General features: G+C 60.1%; 15 protein-coding genes. 9 read left to right on the top strand and 6 right to left on the bottom strand.

The genetic code is table 11. The annotated features are described in order from the left end of the window. Positions 1 to 31: 31 nt before the first annotated feature. Genes znuB through zur form a run of 3 tightly spaced genes read right to left on the bottom strand, consistent with a single transcriptional unit; the run spans position 32 to position 2,080 of the window. Positions 32 to 820: a zinc ABC transporter permease subunit ZnuB gene (gene znuB / locus KGB27_RS08330; RefSeq protein ID WP_008027673.1), complete on the bottom strand. Its 789-nt coding sequence runs from the start codon at positions 818 to 820 to the stop codon at positions 32 to 34. Beyond that, positions 813 to 1,598, bottom strand: a complete 786-nt coding sequence (znuC, locus tag KGB27_RS08325) for a zinc ABC transporter ATP-binding protein ZnuC (RefSeq protein ID WP_008027671.1) — start codon at positions 1,596 to 1,598, stop codon at positions 813 to 815. The genes znuB and znuC overlap by 8 nt, the downstream gene beginning before the upstream one ends. Then, on the bottom strand, positions 1,598 to 2,080 hold the full coding sequence (zur, locus tag KGB27_RS08320; RefSeq protein WP_008027669.1) for a zinc uptake transcriptional repressor Zur: 483 nt from the start codon (positions 2,078 to 2,080) through the stop codon (positions 1,598 to 1,600). The genes znuC and zur overlap by 1 nt, the downstream gene beginning before the upstream one ends. 66 nt (positions 2,081 to 2,146) lie before the next feature. On the opposite strand from zur, the gene KGB27_RS08315 reads away from it, so the two are divergent. Further along, the gene (locus KGB27_RS08315) at positions 2,147 to 3,067 is read left to right on the top strand and encodes a zinc ABC transporter substrate-binding protein ZnuA (RefSeq protein WP_008044699.1); all 921 of its coding nucleotides are present in this window, start codon (positions 2,147 to 2,149) and stop codon (positions 3,065 to 3,067) included. A gap of 116 nt (positions 3,068 to 3,183) precedes the next feature. Here the strand turns inward: KGB27_RS08315 and KGB27_RS08310 are convergent, their stop codons facing one another. Then, entirely contained in the window at positions 3,184 to 4,134 is a 951-nt protein-coding gene (locus KGB27_RS08310; RefSeq protein WP_192417852.1) for a homoserine kinase, read from the bottom strand. A gap of 58 nt (positions 4,135 to 4,192) precedes the next feature. Next, complete coding sequence (locus tag KGB27_RS08305; RefSeq protein WP_008027663.1) at positions 4,193 to 4,480, bottom strand: DUF2782 domain-containing protein; 288 nt, start codon at positions 4,478 to 4,480, stop codon at positions 4,193 to 4,195. 74 nt (positions 4,481 to 4,554) lie between these two features. On the opposite strand from KGB27_RS08305, the gene polA reads away from it, so the two are divergent. Then, entirely contained in the window at positions 4,555 to 7,326 is a 2,772-nt protein-coding gene (gene polA, locus KGB27_RS08300) for a DNA polymerase I (RefSeq protein ID WP_223553902.1), read from the top strand. 378 nt (positions 7,327 to 7,704) lie between these two features. Here polA and yihA read toward each other — a convergent pair whose 3' ends face one another. After that, a complete protein-coding gene (gene yihA / locus KGB27_RS08295) occupies positions 7,705 to 8,349 on the bottom strand; it encodes a ribosome biogenesis GTP-binding protein YihA/YsxC (protein ID WP_008044703.1) in 645 nt (214 codons plus the stop codon). 191 nt (positions 8,350 to 8,540) lie between these two features. Between yihA and KGB27_RS08290 the strand changes: the two genes are divergently transcribed. The 7 genes from KGB27_RS08290 to KGB27_RS08260 all read left to right on the top strand — a co-directional run bounded on the left by KGB27_RS08290 (position 8,541) and on the right by KGB27_RS08260 (position 15,876). Beyond that, the gene (locus KGB27_RS08290) at positions 8,541 to 8,831 is read left to right on the top strand and encodes a c-type cytochrome (protein ID WP_008027657.1); all 291 of its coding nucleotides are present in this window, start codon (positions 8,541 to 8,543) and stop codon (positions 8,829 to 8,831) included. Between the two features lie 46 nt (positions 8,832 to 8,877). Further along, the gene (locus tag KGB27_RS08285) at positions 8,878 to 9,507 is read left to right on the top strand and encodes a c-type cytochrome (protein WP_008044706.1); all 630 of its coding nucleotides are present in this window, start codon (positions 8,878 to 8,880) and stop codon (positions 9,505 to 9,507) included. A 199-nt stretch (positions 9,508 to 9,706) separates the two neighbouring features. Then, the gene (gene dsbA / locus KGB27_RS08280; protein WP_008044707.1) at positions 9,707 to 10,348 is read left to right on the top strand and encodes a thiol:disulfide interchange protein DsbA; all 642 of its coding nucleotides are present in this window, start codon (positions 9,707 to 9,709) and stop codon (positions 10,346 to 10,348) included. Positions 10,349 to 10,362: 14 nt separating this feature from the next. Then, positions 10,363 to 11,241: an endonuclease/exonuclease/phosphatase family protein gene (locus KGB27_RS08275; protein WP_223553900.1), complete on the top strand. Its 879-nt coding sequence runs from the start codon at positions 10,363 to 10,365 to the stop codon at positions 11,239 to 11,241. Further along, a complete protein-coding gene (locus tag KGB27_RS08270) occupies positions 11,238 to 13,301 on the top strand; it encodes a GGDEF domain-containing protein (protein WP_223553898.1) in 2,064 nt (687 codons plus the stop codon). Before KGB27_RS08275 ends, KGB27_RS08270 begins: the two co-directional genes overlap by 4 nt. Before the next feature lie 102 nt (positions 13,302 to 13,403). After that, positions 13,404 to 14,186 carry an N-acetylmuramoyl-L-alanine amidase gene (locus KGB27_RS08265; RefSeq protein ID WP_223434187.1) on the top strand — a complete coding sequence of 261 codons (783 nt, stop codon included), beginning with the start codon at positions 13,404 to 13,406 and terminating at the stop codon, positions 14,184 to 14,186. A 76-nt stretch (positions 14,187 to 14,262) separates the two neighbouring features. Then, complete coding sequence (locus KGB27_RS08260) at positions 14,263 to 15,876, top strand: EAL domain-containing protein (RefSeq protein WP_008044710.1); 1,614 nt, start codon at positions 14,263 to 14,265, stop codon at positions 15,874 to 15,876. The last annotated feature ends 1 nt before the right edge of the window (position 15,877 follow it).

Raw genomic sequence — 15,877 nt, 5'->3', positions numbered from 1 at the left:
GACTCTCTATTTGCGCAAAAAACGAGCAAGTCTACACCCCTCGACGGGGCAGGACAAAACTCAGCAGAAACAGTGCGGCGGCCGTCACAACAATCGATGGGCCCGCCGGGGTGTCCTTGAACCAGGACAACGCCAACCCGCCACACACGGCGAGCATGCCCAGCAGGCTCGCGCCCAGCGCCATCTGTTCCGGCGACTTGGCGTGACGTTGTGCCGCAGCCGCAGGGATGATCAACAGCGACGTAATCAGCAACACACCGACGATTTTCATCGCCACCGCGATCACCACGGCGATCAGCAACATCAGGGTCAGGCGCAGCGCCGGCACGGGCAGACCTTCCACCCTCGCCAGCTCTTCATGCACCGTGATCGCCAGCAATGGCCGCCACAATGTCACCAGCAAGGCCATGACAGCGGCGCTGCCACCGAGAATCCAGGCCAGATCGGTCGGGCTGATCGCCAGCAAGTCGCCGAACAGATAGGCCATCAGGTCGATCCGCACTTCGTGCATGAAGCTTAGTACGACAAGGCCCAAAGAGAGCGTGCTCGGTGCGAGAATTCCCAAAAGCGTGTCGGACGCCAGCGGCTGACGCTGTTGCAACGTCACCAGCAACACGGCCAACAGCAAACAGCCGACGGTGACCGCCACCGTCGGACTGACATCCAGCAGGAAGCCCAACGCCACGCCGAGCAAGGCGGCGTGGGACAGGGTGTCGCCGAAATAGGCCATGCGCCGCCAGACCACGAACGAACCCAACGGGCCCGCCACCAGCGCCAGAGCCAGACCTGCAAGCAGGGCGTAGAGCAGAAAATCAGCCATGCTTGCAGCTATCTCCGTGAACGTGAGGTTGGGCCGACGGGGCCGCGCTGACGACCGAACCATGCAGATCATGGGCGTGGTCGTGATGATGGTGATAAATCGCCAGGCTTTGTGCGTTCTTTCCGAACAGCTCGACGAAAGCGGGATCGCCGCTGACTTGCTCGGGATGGCCGGAACAGCAGACGTGACGGTTGAGGCAGACCACTTGATCGGTGGTGCTCATGACCAGATGCAAATCGTGGGAAACCATCAACACGCCGCAGCCGTGACGATCACGCAGTCGGGTGATCAGGCTGTACAGCTCGGCCTGCCCCGCCACGTCGACGCCCTGTACCGGCTCGTCGAGCACCAGCAATTCCGGCTCGCGCAATAGCGCCCGAGCCAGCAGCACGCGCTGCATTTCACCGCCGGAAACACTTTGCACCGGGCTGTCGATCACCTGTTCGGCGCCGACCTCCTTGAGGGCCGCCAAGGCACGAGCACGGTCCACGCCGGGCACCAGACGCAGAAAGCGCAGCACCGACAGCGGCAGCGTCGGATCGACGTGAAGTTTTTGCGGCATGTAGCCAACGCGCAGTTTCGGCTTGCGCCACACGCTGCCGCTGTCCGGCTTCAACAGACCGAGCACCGCCCGCACAAGGGTGGTCTTGCCGGCGCCATTGGGGCCGATCAGGGTGACGATCTGCCCCGGCTCGACGCTCAGCTCAATGTTATCCAGCACGCTTTGCCCGGCAAATGTGACGGCAACCTGCTCAAGGCGGATCAACGCGTTGCTCATCAAGCCCCCTGGCAACCCGAGCAGAGGCCGACCACTTCGACCGTCTGACCTTCGACAACGAACCCGACATCCTTGGCGCTGGTGATAATCGCGTCGCTGATGGATTTTTGCTCAAGCTCGATGGCGGCATGGCATTCGCGGCAGATCAGGAACTGGCCCTGGTGCGCGTGTTCCGGGTGATTGCAGCCGACGAAGGCGTTCAGCGAGGAGATGCGGTGCACCAGGCCGTTTTCCAGCAGGAAATCCAGCGCGCGGTACACGGTCGGCGGCGCAGCGCGGCGGCCGTCCTGCTCGCTGAGTACCGCAAGAATGTCGTAGGCACCCAGCGGTTTATGGCTTTGCCACACCAGTTCCAGCACCCGCCGACGCAAGGCAGTCAGGCGCAGGCCTTGCCGAGCGCACAGGGCATCGGCCTCAGACAGTGCGCTATGCACGCAATGAGAGTGGTCGTGGGGACGGCTGGCAATCGGTGTTTTAGGCATGAGCGGCGACGAGTTTTGTGAGAGACGTTATTATGTTACCCGTTCTCGCCTCTTTGAGTGGTCATCGTGTCCCGACTTTTTTCTATCTTTGTCGCATTTGTCGCCAGTTTTCTGTTGATCAGTTCTGCCCAGGCCGAAGTCAAAGTCCTCACCAGCATCAAGCCGCTGCAGCTGATTGCCGCTGCGGTGCAGGACGGTGTGGCGATTCCGGAAGTGCTGCTGCCGCCGGGAGCCTCGCCGCATAACTATGCGTTGCGCCCGTCCGACGTACGGAAGGTGCAATCGGTGGACCTGGTTTACTGGATCGGACCAGACATGGAAGGTTTCCTGCCTCGCGTGCTGAACGGTCGTACGCTGCCGAGCGTTGCCGTGCAGGATCTGCCGGGGCTGAAATTGCGTCGTTTCGCCGAAGACAGTCACTCCCACGCAGAAGAAGCCGACGAACATGATCACGATCACCGCCCGGGCAGCCTGGATGCGCATCTGTGGTTATCGCCGATCAACGCTCGCGTGATCGCGACGAAAATGGCCGCTGATTTGAGCGCTGCCGATCCGGCCAACGCAGCGCGCTATCAGAGCAATCTGAAGGCGTTCGATGAACGTCTCGACGCGCTGGACCTGCGCTTGAAGGCACGACTGGCGGGCATCGCGGGCAAACCGTACTTTGTGTTCCATGAAGCGTTCGACTACTTCGAAGAGGCTTACGGCCTGAAGCACGCGGGCGTATTCAGCGTCGCCGCCGAAGTCCAGCCGGGTGCCCAGCACGTGTCGGCAATGCGCACGCGGTTGCAGGAAGTGGGCAAGACCTGTGTGTTCAGCGAGCCGCCATTGCGGCCGCGACTGGCGGAAACACTGGTGGCGGGTTTGCCGGTGAAGCTGGCGGAGCTGGATGCTTTGGGTGGGTACACGCCGGCGACTGCTCAGGGGTATGAGCAGGTGCTGGAGAAGTTGGGGAATGATTTGGCGGGGTGTCTGGAGTCGTTGTAATTCCAGAATTGCGGCGCCCCATTCGCGGGCAAGCCTCGCTCCTACGGAGTTTGTGCCGTTCGCAGATATTGTGAACGACACAAATCCTGTAGGAGCGAGGCTTGCCCGCGAAGCTTTTAGAGGGCGAAAGGCAACGGCGTGTTGACCTTCTGCCGCTGCGCCAACCGCTGCTGAAACTCCATCGGATCGTGAATCAACACGTCCTGCCCGGCGAAAGACTCCGCGGCAATCAACCGCGACAGCCAGAATCGCACACACGCCACGCGCAGCATGGTAGGCCACAACTCCGCCTCGGCAGCAGTGAACGGTCGCAATGCCGCATACGCCCCCAGCAACGCCCGCGCCCGCGGTCCGTCAATCAGACCGTCGTCATCCGAACACCAGTCATTCAAGGCAATCGCTACGTCGTAGAGCATCGGCCCCGAGCACGCGTTGTAGAAGTCGATCAACCCGGTCAGGTGCGTGCCTTCGAACATCGCGTTATCGCGGAACAGGTCTGCGTGGATGTTGGCCCGTGGCAACGCCAGAATTTTCTCTTTTTGCTGTGTGATTTCATCCAGCGCCCGTTGCAGCAGATCACTCTGCTCGGCATTCAGGTGCGACAGCAGTTGCGTGCCCTCTTCCAGCATCCAGTCCAGGCCGCGATCGGTTTTGCGCTTGATCATGTTGGCCTGGGTCGCCAGGTGCAGATGGCCGAGCAACTCGCCCACCTGAGCGCAATGTTGCGCGTTGGCTTCCTTGATGTGCTTGCCCGCCAGACGCGGTTGCAGCAGCGCAGGCTTGCCGGCCAGCTCGCGCAGGGCGACACCATCGGTGGTGCGCAAGGCGTAAGGCACCGGCAGGTCGGCTTCATGCAGCACGTCCAGCAGCTCGATGAAGAACGGCATCTCCTGAACCGGACCGCGCTCGACCAGGGTCAGGACAAATTCGCCCTGCTCCAGGCTGATAAAGAAGTTGGTGTTTTCGCTACCGGCAGCAATCCCCTGAAAATCAAGCAGGCGGCCGAGCCCGTAAGGGGCGAGAAAGGTTTCCAGCTCAGGCCGAGCCAGCGGGGTGAACACAGACATGTTTTAACTGCCAGTACGGGCGCCGCAAATGGCGGCACCGATTAAAATTAAGGACGACTTACCACTTAAATATTTCCCACGCCGGGATCAGCATATCCGGGTAGTCCGAGCGAATGAAGTTACCTTCCGAGCCATCCGCGCGCACCAGGAAATAAGGTTTGCCACCTTTCGGCGTGACCTTGATGGCATACAGAAAACCATTTTGCCGATATTCCTGAATGGTTTTATCCCCTTCCGTGCGGATCGTGACATCCGGGTCTGGCGAAGGTGCGTCATCCGCCGCCATCACGGCCAATGGTGCAATTGCAAACAAGCCAGCCAGCAACAGGCGATTTAGTGTGCGCATGATAACCTTGTCCCTTTGTCGTCAACGGTCCCGCTATTCTAGCGCCGGACCCGCCGAAAAGGTTGATCCTGCTCATGAGCCAAGCCCCCCTCGTCCTGGTGGACGGTTCTTCTTACCTGTACCGCGCCTTTCACGCCCTGCCGCCGCTGACCACTTCCAAAGGTCTGCCGACCGGAGCGGTCAAAGGCGTGCTGAACATGCTCAAGAGTCTGCGCAAGCAGTACCCGGACAGTCCGTTCGCCGTGGTGTTCGACGCCAAGGGTGGGACGTTTCGCGATGACATGTACGCCGAATACAAGGCCAATCGCCCGAGCATGCCCGACGACATGCGCGTACAGATCGAGCCGCTGCACCAAAGCGTGATCGCGCTGGGCTTCCCGCTGCTGTGCGTCGAAGGCGTCGAGGCCGATGACGTGATCGGCACCCTGGCCCGCAGCAGCGCAGCGGCCGACCGCCCGGTGATCATCTCCACCGGCGACAAGGACATGGCGCAACTGGTCGACGGCCACATTACCTTGGTCAACACCATGACCGGTAGCAGCATGGACGTGGAGGGCGTGAAGGAGAAATTCGGCGTCGCTCCCGAGCAGATCATCGATTATCTGGCACTGATGGGCGATTCTTCCGACAACATTCCGGGCGTTCCAGGCATTGGTCCGAAGACGGCTTCCGGCCTGCTCGTAGGCGTAAACGGCGGCCTGACCGAGCTGTATGCACAGCTCGACATCGTCCCGACCCTGCCGATTCGCGGTGCGAAAACCCTGCCGGCCAAGCTCGAAGAGCACAAGGAGATGGCCTTCCTCTCCTATCAGTTGGCGACGATCAAGATCGACGTGCCGCTGGACATCGGCCTTGATGACCTGCAAATGGGCAAGCCGGATCACGACAAGCTCGCCGAGCTCTACACCCTGCTCGAGTTCAAAAGCTGGTTTGAAGAAAACCAGCGCGACGCCAAGCGCTCCGGCCAGGAAGTCACCGCACCGGTGGCTGAGGAAGCCGCCGTCGAGAGCGAGCTCAAATACACCACGATCCTCACCCAGGCCGATTTTGACCTGTGGCTGAAGAAGCTCAACGACGCCAAGCTGATCGCCTTCGATACCGAAACCACCGGCATCGATGCGCAGCAGGCGCAACTGGTCGGCCTGTCGTTCGCCGTACAGGCCAACGAAGCGGCCTACATTCCACTGACCCATTCCTACATGGGCGTACCGGATCAACTGGATCGCGACACCGTGCTGCGCGCACTGAAACCGATCCTGGAAGACCCGAAAAAACTCAAGGTCGGCCAGCACGCCAAGTTCGACATGAACATCCTGGCCAACTGCGCCATCGGTGGCGATCAGAGCTGCGGCATCACCGTGCAAGGCATCGCCTTCGACACCATGCTCGAATCCTACGTCCTGGACTCGACCGCGACCCGCCACGACATGGACAGCCTGGCGCTCAAGTACCTGAATCACACCACCACCAGCTTCCAGGACATCGCCGGCAAAGGCGCCAAGCAGCTGACCTTTGACCAGATCTCCCTGGAACTGGCCGGACCGTACGCCGCCGAAGACGCCGACGTAACGCTGCGCCTGCATCAAACCCTGCAGGAAAAGCTCAACGCGATTCCGAGCCTGAGCAAAGTCCTGAGCGACATCGAAATGCCGCTGGTGCCGGTGCTCGCACGGATCGAGCGTCAGGGCGCGCTGGTCGACGCCAACCTGCTGGGCATCCAGAGCGTGGAGCTGGGCGAGAAGATGGTCGCGCTGGAGCGTGAGGCGTTTGCCATTGCCGGTGAGGAATTCAACCTCGGTTCGCCGAAGCAATTGGGCGTGATCCTGTACGAAAAACTCGGCTTGCCGATCCTCAGCAAAACCGCCAAGGGTCAGGCTTCCACTGCCGAAGCGGTGCTGGCGGAACTGGCCGAACAGGATTACCCGCTGCCCAAAGTGCTGATGCAGTACCGCTCGATGAGCAAACTGAAAAGCACCTACACCGACCGCCTGCCGGAGCAAATCAACCCGCGCACCGGGCGGATTCACACGTCTTATCATCAGGCTGTCGCGGCGACTGGCCGCTTGTCGTCCAGCGATCCAAACCTGCAGAACATTCCAATCCGCACCGCCGAAGGTCGGCGGATCCGTCAGGCGTTCGTGGCGCCCAAAGGCTACAAGCTGCTGGCCGCCGACTACTCGCAAATCGAACTGCGCATCATGGCTCACCTGGCCAAGGACGAAGGTTTGCTGCACGCCTTCCGCAATGACCTGGACGTGCACAAAGCCACGGCCGCCGAAGTGTTCGGCGTCGAGTTGGCAGAGGTCACTACCGATCAGCGTCGTAGCGCCAAAGCCATCAACTTCGGTTTGATCTACGGCATGAGCGCGTTTGGCCTGGCCAAGCAGATCGGCGTGGACCGCAAACAGTCCCAGGCGTACATCGACCGCTATTTCGCCCGCTACCCAGGCGTCCTGGAATACATGGAGCGCACCCGCGCCCAGGCGGCCGAGCAAGGTTTTGTCGAGACCATCTTCGGTCGTCGTCTGTACCTGCCGGAAATCAACGCGAAAAACCCGGCCCTGCGCAAAGGCGCCGAACGCACCGCGATCAACGCACCGATGCAAGGCACTGCGGCAGACATCATCAAGAAAGCCATGGTGGCTGTGGATAACTGGCTGACGTCGTCAGGCCTCGACGCCAAAGTCATCCTGCAGGTGCACGATGAATTGGTGCTTGAGGTGCGTGAAGACCTGGTCGACCAGGTTCGTGAGGAAATTCGCGTGCACATGAGCGACGCTGCGAAGCTGGATGTACCGCTTCTGGTCGAGGTGGGCGTGGGAAATAACTGGGATGAGGCTCACTGATCTACTGTAGGAGCGAGCCTGCTCGCGATGAGCTGACAAGCAACGCGTTCATTCAGGATGAACGCGTTATCGTTAACGACCATCGCGAGCAGGCTCGCTCCTACAGGGTATTTCGCTGCGGCATAGTGCCGCGGCAGAAGGGACGAAGAGCGCTTATTTCTGATAGCGAGCCGGCTTATTTCAAATGGTTTTGGAAACACCGGAACTAAACCTGTGAAGCGCCACTCAGAGTTACTGAATGGCTGGTGAAGCCCTTCGATGCTCCTATGTTGTGTTAAGTGTTGGCAGATAATCTGGACCCCGCCCTAGCGGTCCGGAACTTGAACCCCGGAACTTCCCCCTCCCCATAAGAAGTCCGGGGTTTTTTTTGCCTGCGATTTATTGCTCGACGGGTTCAGCGCCCTTGTCCGCCAGCTCCATCCAGCCTGCCAGTACTGTGTAGGCCTCTTCCAGACCGAGGCGTTTTGGCGCCGAGAACAGCTGAATGGTGATCGCATCGCCCCAGCCTTTGCGGATATCCGACTGCACCTTGAGCAGGACGTTCTTCGCTGCGCCGTAGGTCAATTTGTCCGCTTTGGTCAGCAGAATGTGCATCGGCATGCCGCTGGCCACGGCCCAATCGAGCATCAGCAGGTCGAAGTCGGTCATTGGATGACGGATGTCCATCATCAGAATCAGACCTTTCAAACTCTCGCGACCACCCAGATAAGCTTCCAGGTGACGCTGCCAGTGCAGCTTCAACGGGATAGGTACTTTCGCGTAACCGTACCCCGGCAGGTCGACCAGACGCCGATCATCGTCTAGCTTGAAGAAGTTCAAGAGTTGCGTGCGACCCGGGGTTTTCGAGGTCCGCGCCAGGCTGGCATGCGTCAGGGTGTTCAAAGCGCTGGATTTACCGGCGTTGGAACGCCCGGCGAAGGCCACTTCGAAGCCTTCGTCGTCGGGACATTGGTCGACTTTGGCAGCGCTGAGCATGAAGGTGGACTGTTGGCACAGGCCGAGGATGGGGTTCTTGAGTTGCATGGGATTTCCGATGTGGGCGGCGCCGGGAATGGACGCGGCAAGCGGTGTCGTTTCCGTTTCAGTGACGCCAGTATATAATGCCGCAGATTTTGTGTGCGCTTTGTCCCAGCGTAGGATGAAGTTCACGAGAGCGATTGACCTTGATTGCGCATTAGAACGCAGAACGCTCTCAACCCTGAAAAGGTCGTTTTATGACGAAATGGCTGCTAGCTGCCGGTGTCTTGATACCGCTTTACAGCGCTCAGGCTACACAGGATCCGGAAGCTGTGTACAACCGTGTTTGTGGTGCCTGTCATTCCGGCCAACTACCCATGGCGCCCAAAAAGGGCGATCAGGAAGCTTGGACGCCGAGGTTGGCGAAAGGTATGGAGACGCTGGTGCAACACGTGACCCAGGGTTTCAAGGCGATGCCGCCGCGTGGTTTGTGCATGGACTGCAGTGCCGAGGATTACCAAGTCATCATCCAGTGGATGAGCGAGTGATCCCGGTCCATAACTCTTTAACCCTTAGCCGTAGTTGGATTAGCTGATGAACAAATTGATCGTGAGTCTGCTGTTGACCGTGGGCATCTCCGGCATGGCCCATGCTGCAGGTGAGGCAGTACAACCGGGTGATGCAAAAGCCGGTCAGGCCAAAGCCGCCGTATGTGGCGCCTGCCACGGCCCGGATGGCAACAGCATGGCGCCAAACTTTCCAAAACTGGCGGGACAAGGTGAACGCTACCTGACCAAGCAATTGCACGACATCAAGTCGGGCAAGCGCACCGTTCTGGAAATGACCGGCCTGCTGACCAACCTGAGCGATCAGGACCTGGCTGATATCTCCGCCTACTTCGCCAGTCAGAAAGGCAGCGTTGGCGCCGCCGACCCGAAAGTCGTGGCTCGCGGTGAAGCACTGTTCCGTGGTGGCGACCTGGCCAAGGGCCTTCCATCCTGCACCGGTTGCCACTCGCCAAATGGCGCGGGCAATGCCGCCGCCGGTTTCCCGCACCTGGGTGGCCAGCACGCTCAATACGTCGCCAAGCAACTGACCGATTTCCGCAAGGAAGAAGGCGGTCGCAACAACGACGGCGACACCAAAACCATGCAGACCATTGCCAAAAAGCTGAGCGACGAAGACATCGCAGCGGTGTCCAGCTACATTCAAGGCCTGCACTAAGACGGCGAAGCGGGCGCCGCGCGGGATGTACATCTCCTGCAACGTTAACGCTCTATTAATCCGTCGCAGCAAGTATAAAAAGGGTGGCTCAGGCCACCCTTTTTTGTGCCTGCTGCCGTTACACTACAGAACTCAAGCCCGCCATGACCTGTCTGAAAACATGTCGCGCGAGGCGACCCAAATTGTCCAGGAGTAAAGCATGCGTAATCTGATCATCAGCGCCGCACTCGTCGCTGCCAGCCTGTTCGGCATGACTGCCCAAGCCGCCGAAGCCCCCGCCGCCCCTTATGTCGAACTGAGCAATCCGGTTCCGGTTGCGGTGCCTGGCAAGATCGAAGTGGTGGAGCTGTTCTGGTACGGCTGCCCGCATTGCTACGCGTTCGAGCCAGTGATCAATCCCTGGGTCGAGAAGCTGCCGTCCGACGTGAATTTCGTGCGTATTCCTGCAATGTTCGGCGGCCCGTGGGACGCACACGGCCAGATGTTCCTGACCCTGGAAGCCATGGGCGTCGAGAGCAAGGTTCACGCTGCGGTCTTCAACGCGATTCAGAAAGAACACAAAAAGCTGACCGATAAAAACGAAATGGCCGACTTCCTGGCGACTCAAGGCGTAGACAAGGACAAGTTCCTGGCGACCTTCGATTCCTTCGCCATTAAAGGCCAAATCAACAAAGCCAAAGAACTGGCCAAGAAATATGAAATCTCCGGCGTTCCAACCATGATCGTCAACGGCAAGTATCGCTTTGACGTGGGCTCTGCCGGCGGCGCCGAGCAAGCGCTGCAACTGGCCGACAAGCTGGTTGACCAAGAGCGAGCGACTATCAAGGCTGTTGCCCACTAAGCGCGAGGCCTGCCATGCGCCGCTGGGGTACTGAACGCGTCGTTGGCCTGCATGATCCGCAGGTCAACGAGCATCACCTGGAATCGACGGGCCTGCCCGCAGACAGCCGTCTGCGCTTGCTCAGCTTCAATATCCAGGTGGGTATCAGTACCGAGCGGTATCGGCACTACCTGACCCGGGGCTGGCAACATCTGTTGCCGCACACCGGGCGTGCCGACAATCTGCAAAAAATCGGCAATCTGCTGGGCGACTTCGATCTGGTTGCACTGCAGGAAGCCGATGGCGGCAGCCTGCGATCCGGCTACGTCAATCAAGTGGAACACCTGGCGCAACTCGGCGCCTTCCCCTACTGGTATCAACAACTCAATCGCAACCTTGGTCGTCTCGGCCAGCACAGCAATGGCGTGCTCAGCCGCCTGCGCCCGTGGGCGATTGAAGATCACCCGCTGCCGGGGCCCAAGGGTCGCGGGGCTATCCTGGTGCGCTTCGGCGAAGGTCCGGAATCGCTGGTGGTGGTCATGATGCATCTGGCGCTGGGCGCACGCACCCGCAGCATGCAACTGGCTTACATCCGCGAGTTGATTGGCGGCTATAAACACCAGGTGCTGATGGGTGACATGAACACTCATGCCAGTGATCTGCTGCAAAACTCCCCGTTGCGCGACCTCGGCCTGCTGGCACCGCAACTGGAAGCGACCTTCCCCAGTTGGCGCCCGCAGCGCTGCCTGGACCACATTCTGCTGAGCCCGACCCTGACGCTGGAAAAGGTCGAAGTGCTGGCTCAACCCATTTCCGATCACCTGCCGGTCGCGGTAGAAATTCGTCTGCCGGGTTCGCTCACGGCCGATGCATTCCCCGCGTTGAGTACTGCCCCTCGCGGAACCCCTGAATGAGCGACGAAGCACAGCGCTGGAAAGAGAAATACCTCAAAAGCATCGAACAACAGGAAAAACTCGAGCGTCGCTGGGACGCCCGGCTCGACTTGCTGCGTCGGGGGTTGGTGCGCAGTACGCTGGCGGCCGAGGGCACTGACCGCGCTGTTGACCAGTGCATGAAGGAAATGCGCGAGGTCATCCGCACCAATGACATGGATGCGGGCCTGGCGGCGCTGCTTCCGCGACTGGAAAAAGCCGTACTCGACTCCGAACAGCGTCGCGAAACCCGAGTCAATCAGACCAGTGCCGCGCTGACCTCGCTGGTAACGCAACTGCAAACGTTGCCGCTGCCCCGGGAAGTGAGCCGGCCACTCAAGAACTTTGCCAAAACACTGGACGGACGCGTCAGCCAGGCGCGCGAGATCCCGTTGCTGCTCAGCGAACTGAGCGGCCTTCAAGGCAAAGCCTTGAATCAGCTGGAGACCCCGACAGAACCCGGTCGTCCGGGTTTGCTGCAACGACTGTTCGGCAGTCGTGAAGCGGATGAAGCCACTCCGGAAGCTGCGGCTCCGCAGGCCCAGGCATCCGCTCCAGCGCCTGTAGAAGCCATTGCTGCTTTGCCTGCCGAGACGCCGCGAGTCGCCGTCGAATCCGCGCCAGTCGCCGCTGAGCCACCAGTAACCGCGCCTGACACGCACGCGGCCGCACCCGAGCCGCCAGTGATCGAAACGCCTACAGACGCCCCGCCGCCTGCCGTCGTGACGTTTGTCCCGCCAGTTGTTGAGCCTCAGCCGACGCCCGAGGTGGAAACACCGGCCCAGCCGCAGGCTCAACAACCGGAACAACCCGCACCCGCCGCGATGACACCGGTTGTCGAGGCTCAACCGCTTGGCAATCCCGACGAACTCACCCCGGTGGTGCCTCTCGACAGCTTGCCCCTGCCCTCGGCCGTGGCCCAGGCGCTGGCCGCCATCGATCCGGAACAACCTGAACACGATATTCTCTACGCCCTTCCGGACTCGCCCGAGCCGTCCTACAGCTCGGTGGCCAAGCACATCGAAGACACGCTACTGGGCCTGCTCGACGACCTGTCGCTCCCCGAGCGTCACCGCCCACAAGCCGAAGCGATGCGTGATCGCCTGCAAAACGGCTTGAACTGGTACGAACTGCTACCGATCCTCGACGATCTGGCAACTTTGATGCTGGCGATCAACAACAGCGGACAGCACGAGTTCGAAGTTTATTTACAGCAACTCAACGAACGCCTCGAGTCGTTCCAGAGCAACTTGCAAGCCGCCAGCGATGGCCATGCCGACAACCAATCTGCCGCACGGCAAATGGACACGCAGATCCGCGAACAAGTCGATGGCTTGCAGAGCAGCATGCAGGAAGCCGCCGACCTGGACGACCTCAAGCATGTGCTGGAGAACCACCTCGAAGGCCTGTTGGGCACCATGGACCAACACCAGAAGCAGCGCGACGAACGCGAACAGGAAGTGGCCGCCCGCCTGAAAGGCCTGGCCGAACGGGTGGCGCACATGGAGCAGGAAGCCCAGGGTTATCGCGAACATCTTGAAGAGCAGCGCCAGAAAGCCTTGATCGACCCGCTGACCGGGCTGCCGAACCGGGCGGCCTGGAGCGAGCGGCTCGACCACGAAATCCATCAGTGGCAGCAGCACGGCAACACCCTTCTGCTGGCCATGCTCGACCTCGACCATTTCAAACGCATCAACGATAACTATGGTCATCTGGCGGGCGACAAAGTGCTGAAAATCATCGCCACGGTGCTGCGCAAGCGCCTGCGCGGGACAGATTTCATTGCACGCTTTGGCGGAGAAGAATTTGTCCTGTTAATGCCCGGTACGGTGCCGGCCGTCGGCGCAAAACTGTTGGAAAGCTTGCGAGCGGCGGTCGAAGCCTGCCCGTTCCATTTCAAAAGCGAGCCGGTGACCATCACCATTTCCATGGGACTGACAGCGTTCAAACCCGGCGAACACAGCGATCTGGTGCTTAAAAGAGCCGATCAGGCGCTGTATCGCGCAAAACATGCCGGGCGTAACCGAGTGGAACTGGGCTGACAGCCAATTGTTCCATTTTGTTTAAAAGCTCGCGCCGACCATTCTCGCGCAAGGCAGTACGTTACACTGTTGCATTACTGTCTTGCGCGTACTGTCTCTACCATGAAATTTCTCACCCTCTTCGTGTCGCTGATCCTGTTGGCCGGCTGCGCCAGCGGACCTCGGTTCGACACCAGCCATCCTTCGGCCAATCACGACAGCCGCGTTCAATTCGTGGTGGTGCATTACACCTCGGCATCGCTGGAGCGCTCGTTGCAACTGCTGACCCACGGCGAAGTCAGCAGCCATTACCTGATCGGCGACGACACAAACGCCACTATCTATAAGTTGATGGACGAGAACCAACGGGCATGGCACGCCGGAGAGAGTGAGTGGCAGGGTCGGACCTGGTTGAATTCCAGCTCCATCGGCATTGAAATCGTCAACCCAGGATTCAAGGAACTCCCGACCGGAGGGCGTTACTGGTATCCCTACAGCGAAGCTCAGGTCCAGTCCTTGATCGTCTTGCTAAAAGACATCAGCAAACGTCACGCCATCAACCCTCACAGCATTATCGGCCATAGCGACATCGCGCCATTCCGCAAGCTGGACCCGGGGCCGCTTTTCCCCTGGAAGCGCCTGGCCGCCGAAGGCCTTGGTGTTTGGCCAGACGAGCAGGCCGTGGCGCGGCAACAAGTGCAGTTCGACTCGAAACTGCCGAGCGTCAGCTGGTTTCAGGCGCAGCTGGCCCGCCTCGGTTACGCCACGCCGCAAACCGGCGAGCTGGATGTGGCGACGCGTCACGTGATCGGCGCCTTTCAAATGCATTTCCGGCCGTCGCGCTTCGACGGCATGCCAGATGCGCAGACAGCTGCGCTTCTCCAGGTGTTGAATCAGACAAAATAATGACGCCCGCCCGACGGTGCGGGCTTTTTCCCAATCAGCAGCTATAACTCATTGGTAATTCTTCGGATATTCCCATATGCCTGCTGCTCGAGAGACGCTTCGTAGCTGGTTCTATCGCCCATGGTTTTTGGCGATGCTGGCGGCCGCCCTGAGCAGCGTGTTGCTATTGGCGCTCAGCCTGTTCGTGGCCATTCATCAGATTGAGCAAAACGAAAGCCTGGAAATGAACGCGCAAGGCGAGCGATTTCTTTCGCGCCTTGAGCAGTTGTTCGGGCAACTGCGCGAAGGCCTTGATGATCTGGAGGCCCAACCGCTGCGAACCTGCGACAAAGACATGATCGCTACTTTGCAGCAGGTCACCTTCAATTACCGCTTCGTTTACGAGGCCGCGTATATGGATGCCTCGAAGATCTGCTCCAACCGACCGAGCCAGGAAGGACTGTCGCTGACACGAGCACCGGACATTCAAGACCCCACTTACAGTTATTGGCTGAACACCACCACCGAACCTGATGAAAACCGCGCCGCACTCATGCTCGGACGGGGCAACTTCCGAGTCGCGACCTCTCGCGGACATTTGACCGACATGGTCGACCTGTCGCCGGGCAGCAGTCTTTTGGTGATACTCGACAACGGCACCCGCGCGATTCCGGTGCTGGGCTCCCCGCAAGCCTGGCCACCGACCGTGCCTTGGCCACCGAAGAGCAGCGAAGCCTTGCAAGTCACCCCGACTCGCTTGATTTACCTCATGCCGACCAAAAGCCCCGAATACCAATTGGTGCTGATCACCCCGCGCACCGCCGTGAATGTGCCCACCGCCTGGTGGTGGCTGGTGCCGGCCAGCCTGGCATTGGGAATACTGGTGGGCTTCATGGTGTTTCTGCTGGTGCGTCAGCGGCAGTCGCTGGACGCCGAATTGACCGGTGCGATACGACGTGGCGAGTTGCAGGTGTTGTATCAACCGATCTTCGACCTCGACAGCCGCAACTGCGTCGGAGCCGAAGCCTTGCTGCGCTGGCGCCGGCCGGATGGCACCCTGACCAGCCCCGACCTGTTCATTCCGATGGCGGAGAACACCGGGCAGATCCGTCAGATGACCGACTTCGTCCTGCAACGCCTGCTGGAGCAATTGGGGCAGTTGTTGCGGGCCAATCCGCAACTGTACATCTCGGTCAACCTCGCAGCGTGCGATGTCATGGTGCCGCGAATCGGTCAGGTGATGGCGCGCCTGCTGACCTTGCACCGGGTCGCGGCCAAGCAGATTGCCTTTGAGGTGACCGAGCGGGGATTGATTGACGTGGTGGTGGCCCGGGAAAACCTGCAGGCCTTGCGCGATGTCGGGCATCAGGTGTTGATCGATGACTTTGGCACCGGCTATTGCAGCCTCGCCTATCTGCAAACCCTGCCGGTGGACTGCCTGAAAATCGACAAGGCGTTCATCGATGCGCTGGGGCATGACGCCGCCAGCAGTGGCGTGGCGCCGCATATCATTCACATGGCCCAGTCGCTGCACCTGAAGGTGATTGCCGAAGGCATCGAACATGAAGCCCAAGCCGCATTTTTGAGCAGTGAAGGGGTGAAGTTCGGTCAGGGCTGGTTGTTCGCCCATGCATTGAGCGCCGTACAGTTCATCGAGCTGATTACCCGGGGCCGGCGACTGGCCGGTCGACGCCTGGACGACGAAGCGTAAA

Origin of the sequence: Pseudomonas sp. BF-R-01 (assembly GCF_019946615.1) — a bacterium.
In the GTDB taxonomy this organism is placed as follows: domain Bacteria; phylum Pseudomonadota; class Gammaproteobacteria; order Pseudomonadales; family Pseudomonadaceae; genus Aquipseudomonas; species Aquipseudomonas migulae.
This window is presented reverse-complemented; position numbering and strand designations above follow the sequence as displayed.

What these genes read in the sequence shown, in the direction of transcription:
- yihA (WP_008044703.1), bottom strand. Translation starts at nt 8,349, where the DNA reads ATGCAACTCAAGAACCCCATCCTCGGCCTGTGCCAACAGTCCACCTTC.
- KGB27_RS08305 (WP_008027663.1), bottom strand. Translation starts at nt 4,480, where the DNA reads ATGCGCACACTAAATCGCCTGTTGCTGGCTGGCTTGTTTGCAATTGCA.
- zur (WP_008027669.1), bottom strand. Translation starts at nt 2,080, where the DNA reads ATGCCTAAAACACCGATTGCCAGCCGTCCCCACGACCACTCTCATTGC.
- dsbA (WP_008044707.1), top strand. Translation starts at nt 9,707, where the DNA reads ATGCGTAATCTGATCATCAGCGCCGCACTCGTCGCTGCCAGCCTGTTC.
- znuB (WP_008027673.1), bottom strand. Translation starts at nt 820, where the DNA reads ATGGCTGATTTTCTGCTCTACGCCCTGCTTGCAGGTCTGGCTCTGGCG.
- polA (WP_223553902.1), top strand. Translation starts at nt 4,555, where the DNA reads ATGAGCCAAGCCCCCCTCGTCCTGGTGGACGGTTCTTCTTACCTGTAC.
- KGB27_RS08275 (WP_223553900.1), top strand. Translation starts at nt 10,363, where the DNA reads ATGCGCCGCTGGGGTACTGAACGCGTCGTTGGCCTGCATGATCCGCAG.
- KGB27_RS08285 (WP_008044706.1), top strand. Translation starts at nt 8,878, where the DNA reads ATGAACAAATTGATCGTGAGTCTGCTGTTGACCGTGGGCATCTCCGGC.
- KGB27_RS08270 (WP_223553898.1), top strand. Translation starts at nt 11,238, where the DNA reads ATGAGCGACGAAGCACAGCGCTGGAAAGAGAAATACCTCAAAAGCATC.
- znuC (WP_008027671.1), bottom strand. Translation starts at nt 1,598, where the DNA reads ATGAGCAACGCGTTGATCCGCCTTGAGCAGGTTGCCGTCACATTTGCC.
- KGB27_RS08310 (WP_192417852.1), bottom strand. Translation starts at nt 4,134, where the DNA reads ATGTCTGTGTTCACCCCGCTGGCTCGGCCTGAGCTGGAAACCTTTCTC.
- KGB27_RS08260 (WP_008044710.1), top strand. Translation starts at nt 14,263, where the DNA reads ATGCCTGCTGCTCGAGAGACGCTTCGTAGCTGGTTCTATCGCCCATGG.
- KGB27_RS08290 (WP_008027657.1), top strand. Translation starts at nt 8,541, where the DNA reads ATGACGAAATGGCTGCTAGCTGCCGGTGTCTTGATACCGCTTTACAGC.
- KGB27_RS08265 (WP_223434187.1), top strand. Translation starts at nt 13,404, where the DNA reads ATGAAATTTCTCACCCTCTTCGTGTCGCTGATCCTGTTGGCCGGCTGC.